Below are 2,860 nucleotides of genomic sequence, written 5' to 3'. Positions count from 1 at the left end.
GTGTGTTCGATCTGGGGCAGGTCGACGTCCTCGGGGGCGGTGGCGGTGTTCTGGGTGGGGTTCCAGCTGATTCGGCGGTCGATCCCGGTGGCGGCGGCGGCGAGTTCGGTGCTCCACTCGCTCAGGGTCGGTTCGGGGTTGTCGACGTCTTCCCACTCGAGGATCCAGAGGGCGAGTGTGTGCCACTGCAGGTCGGTGGCGTGGATGGTGCGGGTTGTCATCGGGTCCTGGCTTCTGTGGGGTTGGTGGCTGGTTTCTGCGGTTGGCGATGTCGGCAGAAATGGGTGGGTTCCGACGTCGACGCGCCGGGAGGACGGGGGTCGGGCATGGGAATGCGCGGAAGCCATCGGCTCGAGGGGCATGTGTGCGGACTTATTCGCGTTCCGGCGCTCCCGCTGTTCGGCGGCTCAACCGTTGCGTGATCTGGTCCGGTTCCACCAGTTCGAAGTAGCGCGGGTCGGGATTGGTTCGGGCCGCGACGATGTCGCCGTAGTTGATCATCCGGGTCGCGGCGCCGAGATGGATTCTTTCGTGGGTGCCGACGTATCGGAAATGTGGCATGACGATCCTTCCTCGCGGGCGTGGCCGGTGATCGGGCACATTGCCGGACGGATGGGGTGCCACCACCGCATGCGCGCCGGCCCAGCCTGGGTGGTTTCGCCGAGCCCCGGTTCCCCGTTGCTCGATCCGGGAGGCGCATGACCTCATCCCAGTTCACCGTCACTTCCATTTTTTCTACTTACGAATATTAGCAATTAATTGGTTGGTAGTGAACGGGTGTCACCCCGGGTTCTGGGCTGCACCGGGGTGTTGCGGGATCAGGGGGCGGATCGGTAGCGGGATTCGTAGGAGGCCTGCTCCTGGTCGAGTCGGCGTTGTTTGGTGGCGTTGAGGCGGCGGGGGTCGAGGCCGTGGCTGACCAGGCGGTGGCGGAGGTAGATGTTCTTCAGGGCGAGGAGGAAGTACACGAACGGCAGGAACAGCAGCAGCACCATGCCGGTGCGGATGATCCAGGGGCCGGGGATGAGCAGGAGCCCGGCGAGGATCGGGATCAGCGGGATGAGGCAGCGGGTGGCGTAGCGGCGGGTGGCGCCGGGGCCGGTGGTGTCCGCGATGACCCAGGGGTGCAGCTGGGTGGGCAGGGTTCTGCCCAGGACGTAGCCGAGGCGTTGCCGCGCAGTGGGTTCGGGTGTTGTGGCGGTGGGTGTGCGGGTGGTGTTGTCTGCGGTGTTCTCGGTCATGGTCGGTCCTCGTTCGTGGTGGAGGTGTAGTGGTGTTCGGGTAGGACGAGCATGCGGGCGTAGGCGATGGCGCGCGGGGTGGTGTCGAAGAGGTGGCGCTGTTCGCTGTCGGTGGTGGTGAACACCCCAAGGGCCTCGAGCGGCCGGAGATGTTCGGGTTTGGCTCCGGAGATCAGGACGGTGATGTGCCGGTGCTCGAGTTTGGTGATGACGTCCTTGAGGACGATCGCACCGGTGGCGTCGATCGTGGTGATCCGCGACATCCGCAGGATCACGACTTTCACGTCGGAGACGTCGGCGAGTTCGAGCAGGAACCGGTGCGCGGCGGCGAAGAACAGGGCGCCGTCGATCCGGTACGCGACGATGTGCTCGCGGAGCAGGTCGTGTTCCTCGGCGAGGTGGTCGTCGGTGTCGAGCGGGACCTGTTCGATGCGGGCGGATTGGGCGACCGCGCGGAGCGCGAGGACCGCGGCGAACCCGACCCCGACGGCGACCGCGGTGACCAGGTCGAAGACGACGGTCACCAGGAAGGTGGCGACCATGACGATCGTGTCGGCGCGGGTGGCGCGGGTGATGGCCAGGATCGAGGCGGTCTCGACCATCCGCACCGTGGTCGCCAGCAGCACCCCCGCCAGGGCGGCGAGCGGGATCTGTGCGACGAGTCCCGCCGCCAGATACACGATCGCCGCGAGGATGAGCGCGTGGGTGAGGGCGGCGAGCCGGGTGCGGGCACCGGAGCGCACGTTGACGGCGGTGCGGGCGATCGCCCCGGTGGCCGGCACCCCACCGAACAGGGGGGCGGCGATGTTCGCCAGCCCCTGCCCGAACAGTTCCCGGTCCGGGTTGTGGCGGGCTCCCACCGCCATCGAGTCGGCGGCGGTCGCCGACAGCAGCGACTCGAGTGCCGCCAGCGCGGCGACCGCGAGTGCCGGGGCGATCAGCGAGGTCAGCTCACCGACGTGCAGAAAACTCAGGGTCGGCGCGGCGAACCCGGCCGGAATGGCGCCGATCCGGGCGATGTCGAGGTGAAAGAGTTGCGCGATCAGGGTGGCGGCGGCGACCGCGATCAGGGAGAACGGGATCCTCGGGAGGTAGCGGCCGCCGACGAGAATGACCACGGCCACCGCCAGTGCGGTCGCCGGAGTCAGTAGCGAGGGCTTCTGGGCGAACTGGTGGACGGCGTCGGCGGCGCTCTGCCACACCTTCTCCCCGGCGGCGTCGGCGATTCCCAACGCGGCGGGAAACTGTTGCAGGGCGATCACCACGGCGATCCCGGCGGTGAACCCCTCGATCACCGGCGCCGGCATGTAGCGCACGGCCCGGCCCACACCGGCGAACGCCAGAACGACCAGCACCAGGCCGGCGATCAGCCCGACCGCGAGCACCCCGGTCGGCCCGTACTGCCCGACGATTGGCACCAACACCACGGTCATCGCACCGGTCGGGCCCGACACCTGGAACCGGGACCCGCCGAACACGGCCGCCACCGCCCCGGCAATGACCGCCGTCGTCAGGCCGGCGGCGGCGCCGAGACCCGAACTGATCCCGAACCCCAACGCCAGCGGCAGCGCCACCAGCGCGACGATCAGCCCGGCGAGCAGGTCCGCGCCCGGGGCACC

At 68.8% G+C, this 2,860-nt stretch carries 4 protein-coding genes; all 4 read right to left on the bottom strand.

The annotated features are described in order from the left end of the window. The coding region (locus G9373_RS44960) for a hypothetical protein (protein ID WP_167121274.1) at positions 1 to 221 on the bottom strand (221 nt) is incomplete at its 3' end. Between the two features lie 151 nt (positions 222 to 372). Continuing rightward, positions 373 to 561, bottom strand: a complete 189-nt coding sequence (locus tag G9373_RS44955; RefSeq protein WP_054248299.1) for a hypothetical protein — start codon at positions 559 to 561, stop codon at positions 373 to 375. A gap of 257 nt (positions 562 to 818) precedes the next feature. Next, a complete protein-coding gene (locus G9373_RS44950) occupies positions 819 to 1,241 on the bottom strand; it encodes a DUF5313 family protein (RefSeq protein WP_061045705.1) in 423 nt (140 codons plus the stop codon). After that, the coding region (locus G9373_RS44945; RefSeq protein ID WP_240961154.1) for a SulP family inorganic anion transporter at positions 1,238 to 2,860 on the bottom strand (1,623 nt) is incomplete at its 5' end. The genes G9373_RS44945 and G9373_RS44950, both read right to left, overlap by 4 nt.

Origin of the sequence: Rhodococcus sp. A14, from assembly GCF_011603105.1 — a bacterium.
Lineage (GTDB): Bacteria > Actinomycetota > Actinomycetes > Mycobacteriales > Mycobacteriaceae > Rhodococcus_F > Rhodococcus_F opacus.
Note: the sequence above shows the minus strand (reverse complement) of the source record. Positions and strands in the feature narration are given on the sequence as shown.